At 72.1% G+C, this 5,463-nt stretch carries 3 protein-coding genes; all 3 read right to left on the bottom strand.

Features of this window, described 5'->3' with window-relative positions; translation table 11 throughout:
- Positions 1-3,137 (bottom strand): error-prone DNA polymerase (locus tag ACFE86_RS20545; RefSeq protein ID WP_375457175.1); only part of this gene is annotated, 3,137 nt, incomplete at its 3' end.
- Complete coding sequence (locus ACFE86_RS20540) at positions 3,134-4,642, bottom strand: DUF6504 family protein (protein ID WP_375457174.1); 1,509 nt, start codon at positions 4,640-4,642, stop codon at positions 3,134-3,136. The genes ACFE86_RS20545 and ACFE86_RS20540, both read right to left, overlap by 4 nt.
- Positions 4,560-5,306, bottom strand: coding sequence for an ImuA family protein (locus ACFE86_RS20535; RefSeq protein WP_375457176.1), 747 nt, complete (start codon positions 5,304-5,306; stop codon positions 4,560-4,562). Before ACFE86_RS20535 ends, ACFE86_RS20540 begins: the two co-directional genes overlap by 83 nt.
- Positions 5,307-5,463: the final 157 nt, after the last annotated feature.

Below are 5,463 nucleotides of genomic sequence, written 5' to 3'. Positions count from 1 at the left end.
TGGGCTTCATCGCCCCGCCCGGTCGGCACCGTGAACGCCTCGTCCTTCCCGCCGATCTGCCGCAGCAGCGCGGAGCGGTCGGTCAGGCTCTCGGCGATGAGATGGACCACCCCGGTCGCGCGCTGCACCCGGCCGCGGCAGGCGAGCAGCTGGCTGCCGAGGATGATGCGCCGGTGCGTCTCGAACAGCGACGGCCAGACGATGAGGTTGGCGATCCCCGTCTCGTCCTCCAGCGTCAGGAACATCACGCCCTTGGCCGAGCCGGGCTTCTGGCGCATCAGCACGAGGCCGGCCACCGTGATCCGTCTGCCGTCGCGGGCGGTGTGCAGGGTCGCACAGGACACGGCCCCATGCGCGGCGAGATCCCGGCGCAGGAAGGCGAGCGGATGGGCGCGCAGGCTGAGGCCGTGGGAGCGGTAGTCTTCGACCACCTCGCGGCCGCCGGTCATCGGCGTCAGCGGCACCCGCGCCTCCGCGACCTCCGGCTGGATAAATGCGGCGCGCCGATCAGCATCAGCGAACAGCGGCAGGGTGTCGTCGCGCAGGGCCTTGATCGCCCAGGTAGCCTCGCGCCGGCTCAAGGACAGCGACCGGAAGGCATCGGCCCGGGCGAGGCAGGTCAGCGCGGCGACCGGCATGGCCGCGCGCCGCGACAGGTCGAGCACCGAGGCGTAGGGCCGCTCGCCCCGGATAGCTATAAGGCGCTCCCCGTCTCGCTCGGCGAGGCCCTTCGCGAGACGCAGGCCCAGCCGGACCGCACAGCGCCCATCTTCGAGCGGCTCCAGGGTGCAATCCCAGGCCGAAGCGTTCACATCGATCGGCCGCACGACGACGCCGTGCTGACGTGCGTCTCGGACCAGTTGCGCGGACGCGTAGAAGCCCATCGGCTGCGCGTTCAGGATCGCGCAGCAGAACACGTCGGGGTGGTGACACTTCATCCAGGACGAGGCGTAGGCGATCAGCGCGAACGAGGCCGCGTGGCTCTCCGGGAAGCCGTAGCTCCCGAACCCTTCGAGCTGCTTGAACGTGCGCTCGGCGAAGTCGGGGGCGTAGCCGTTGTCGACCATGCCGGTGATCAGCTTGTCGCGGAAGCGGTTGACGCCGCCGGTGACCTTGAACGTCGCCATCGCCCGGCGCAGCTGGTCGGCCTCGGCCGCCGAGAAGCCGGCACCCACCATCGCCACCTGCATCGCCTGCTCCTGGAACAGCGGCACGCCGAGCGTCTTGCCGAGCACCCGCCGCAGCGCCTCGGACGGGTAGGTGACCGGCTCCCTCTTCTCACGGCGGCGCAGGTAGGGATGGACCATGTCGCCCTGGATCGGGCCGGGGCGCACCAGCGCCACCTCGATCACCAGATCGTAGAAGGTCTTCGGCTTCATGCGCGGCAGCATCGCCATCTGCGCGCGCGATTCGATCTGGAACACGCCGACCGTATCGGCCGCACGGATCATCGCGTAGGTGGCGGGGTCCTCGGCCGGGATGGTGGCGAAATCGAGCGGGATGCCCTTCGCTTCGCGTAGCAGCCGGAAGGCGCGGGCCATGCAGCCGAGCATGCCGAGGCCCAGCACGTCGACCTTCATGAAGCCGAGCGCGTCGATGTCGTCCTTGTCCCACTCGATCATCTGCCGGTCGGCCATCGCCGCCGGCTCGATCGGCACCAACTCGTCGAGGCGGTCCAGCGTCAGCACGAAGCCGCCGGGGTGTTGCGAGAGGTGGCGCGGCGTGTCCATGAGCTGGCGCGCCAGTTCCAGGGTGAGGCGCAGGCGCCGGTCGTCGGGGTTCAGGTTGAGTTCCCGGAGTTCCTTCTCGCCCACCCCGTCGGCGCTCCAGCCCCAGACGAGCCGGGCCAGCCCGGCGGTCACGTCCTCCGGGATGCCGAGCACCTTGCCGACCGCGCGCACCGCGCTCCTGGCGCGGAAGCGGATCACGATGGCGGTGAGCGCGGCGCGGTGGCGGCCGTAGGTGGAGAACACCCACTGGATCACCTCCTCCCGGCGCCCGTGCTCGAAGTCGACGTCGATGTCGGGCGGCTCGCGCCGCTCGCCGGAGACGAAGCGCTCGAACAGCAGGCCCTGCCGCACGGGGTCGATCGCGGTGATGCCGAGGGCGTAGCAGACGGCGGAGTTCGCGGCCGAGCCCCGGCCCTGGCAGAGGATGTCGCGCGAGCGGGCGAAGCGGACGATCGAATCGACCGTCAGGAAGTACGGCGCGTAGCCGAGCCGCTCGATCAGGTCGAGCTCGTGGCGCAGCTGCATCGCCACGTTGTCGGGCAGGCCTTCCGGATAGCGCGTCCTGGCGCCTTCCCAGGTGAGCGCATCCAATCGCTCCTGCGCCGAGCGCCCACCCGCGCCCGTCTCGGTCGGGTAGCTGTAGGTCAGATCGTCGAGCGAGAAGGTGCAGGCAGCAGCGATCTCCAGGCCGCGGGTGAGTGCCTCGGGGTGGCGGGCGAACAGCCGTGCGGTCTCGGCGGGCGCCTTCAGGAAACGGTCGGCGTGGCGCTCCTTCAGGAAGCCGGCCCGGTCGATGGTGGTGCCGAGCCGGATGCAGGTGACGACGTCCTGCAGGATGTGCCGGTCGTGGGTATGGTAGAGGATGTCGCCGGTCGCGACGGTCGGTACGCGCGCCGTCCGGGACAGCGCGGCGATGTCGCGCAGCTTCCCCGCGTCGTCCGGGCGGAAGCGGCGGGTCAGCGCGCAGGAGGCGCGCGGGCCGAACAGGCCGCGCAGGCGTACAAGGTGGTCGCCCAGCGCGGGCTCGGGATCCGTCGTCAGCAGCGTGGCGAACAGCCCCTCATGCCACGCCTCCAGGTCGGCCCAGCTCAGCCGGCAGCCGCCCTTACCCGCCCGGCCCTTGCCCAGCGTCAGCAGGCGGCAGAGGCGCGCGTAGGCCAGCCGGTCGGTGGGGTAGACCAGCAGCGGCGGGAAGTCCGTCAGGTCGAGCCGGCAGCCGACGATGAGGCGCACGCCCGTCACCCTGGCCGCCGCGTGGGCGCGCGCGAGCCCGGCCAGCGAGTTGCGGTCGGTGACGCCGAGCGCCGGGATGCCGAGCAGGGCGGCAGTCGCGAACAGCTCCTCCGGACTCGAGGCGCCGCGCAGGAAGGAGTAGTGCGTCGTGACCTGCAACTCGGCGTAGCTCATGCCTCGCCCAGGCCGTGCAGCCACCAGCGGCCGCCCGCCTCGGCCGGCGCGTCGCGGAACAGCCAGAAGCGCTCGCCCTCGGCGTTCTCGACCCGGTAATAATCGCGCCGCGTCCCCGCCTCGACGTTGTCCCGCCACCACTCGCCGGTGATGCGCTCAGGCCCGTCCGCCTTGACGACGCGGTGGCGGATGCGGCGCCAGACGAAGAACAGCGGCGGCGCGTCGGGGATCTCGGCGATCGCGGTCACCGGCTCGGGTGGATTGAACAGGCGGGCCGGACGCGGCAGGTCGGCGGGCCAGGTCGTGCCGCGCGCCGCGGCCACCGGCGAGATCCTGGCGACGGCGCGTTCGGGAACGTCGCTCTCGACCTGGGCGAGGCGAAACACGCGCGAAGGTCCGAGCCGGACGCGCAAGGCGTCGACGAGGCTGGCGAGATCGGCGGTGCCCTCCTCGTCCGCGACGTGGCTGCCCATTGTCTGACGCTCGGTCAGCGCCTCGACCCGGGAGGCCGTCAGCACCGCCTGCTCGATGCCGAAGCCGGGGTCGACCAGGACCAGCCGCTCACCGAGCAGCTTGCCGAGGTGCTTCGCGTCGCGGCTCGGCCGGGCGGTGCCGATGCGGACCGCCTGCGCGACGCGGTCGACGCGCAGGAAGACGAGATCGAGGCGGCGCGCACCGACGCCGCGCCGTTCCAGCTCCGTGACCAGCTGTGCACAGAGCACCGCGATGATGCGCTGCAGGTCCTCCGGCTCGCTGACCGGCTCCGCGAAGCGGAGGCTGACCTGCGGCACCTCGGGCGTCTGCAGCGCGACGAGCGGCTCGGGCGCGGCGCCGAGGGCTTGGTCGAGGCGTGAGGTCACCTCCGGGCCGAAGCGCAGCCGTAGGGCCGCGCGGGGCTTGCTCGCGAGCTGCGCGATCCGCTCGATGCCGACATCGTGCAGGCTGGCGACCTGTTCTGGCGGCAGGCGCAGGGCGGCGACCGGCAGGCTGCCGAACGCCTCGGCCATCTGTCCCGGCGGGATCGCCCCGCCGTGCCCATAGCGCGCGACCGCCCAGGCGCAGCCCGGCGTATCGGCCAGCGCGAGCCTTGCGGTCAGTTGCGCCGTGCGCAGCCGGGCGGCGAAATCGTCGAGCAGCTCCGCCTCGCCGCGGAACAGGTGCGCGGCGCCGGCGATGTCGATGAAGATCCCGTCGGGCGGGTCGGGCGTGACCAGCGGCGCATAGCGCGTACACCACAGGCCGAGCCGGTCGAGCGCCGCGGCATCCGCTTCGGGCGTGGCATCGGCGAGGTGCAGGCCCGGCAGCAGCGCCTGCGCGTGCGCGGCCGCCATCCCGGGCTGCAGGCCGGCGGCCCGCGCCGCCGCGTCGACGCCGGCGAGCACGCGCCGATTTCCCTCTGTGCGCACGGTCACCAGCGGCTGCTCACGGGGTGGCGCGGCGCGGCTCGTCCTGCGCATGCGGTCGGTCGCCCAGGCCGGCAGGTAGAGCGATACGACCCTGCGCATCACAGGCCTCCACGATCCAGGTGTTCGGCACCGCCCCGCGGCAGCGCCGCAGCTCGACCCGCCAGCGCGGGCGGCCCATGACGAGGGCGTCGTCCCGGCCCGAGGGCGCGGCACTGAGGCCCCAGCGGGCGAAGGCGGCATTCGCCTCCGGTTCGTCCGTGCCGGCACGGCTCACCACCAGCGCGGTGACGCCCGAGGCCTCCGCCGCGAGCTGCAGACGGCGCGAGGGGGTGAGCGTGAGGCGGGTCAATTCGCCGACCACGCCGGCGAGGCCGCGATGGCGCAGGCCCTCCTCCATCGCGGGGAGGATCTCGGCGTCCTTCCAGGTCTCGCAGTAGATGACACGGTCGGGATGCAGCCCGACCCGTGAGAGGGCGGGCGCGAACAGATCGCGGCTATGCAGGCACCAGAGCACCGGCCCCCTGGTCCGGGCGAGGATGCCCCCGGCGAACAGCATCGCCATCGCGGCGTAGCCGGCGCGCGGCCCGCTCTCGCAGATCTGATGCACGGCGCCGAGCGCGAGCCCGCCTCCCGGCAAAGCGCGATCGATCGCCGTCACGCCAAAGGGCAATGTCACCCGCGATTCGACCGTGCCGGCGCCTTGCCCGATCAGGCAGCGCAGCTCGGCGAGGGTCGGCGGGACGGGCGAGGCGGCGGGGAACATGGGATGGGATGCTGAGGGTGATAGGAACAAAAGAAGAACACAGAGGACCCACCTCCCGTCAACGTGGAAATCGCCAAGCTGCCTGTGGATAAGGGTGGGGAAACGGCCAAGCCCTTGTTTCAGAATGATGAATGGGCGAGGCGAAAGTGGAGCGTCG

It is taken from the genome of uncultured Methylobacterium sp. (assembly GCF_964244095.1).
Lineage (GTDB): Bacteria > Pseudomonadota > Alphaproteobacteria > Rhizobiales > Beijerinckiaceae > Methylobacterium.
This window is presented reverse-complemented; position numbering and strand designations above follow the sequence as displayed.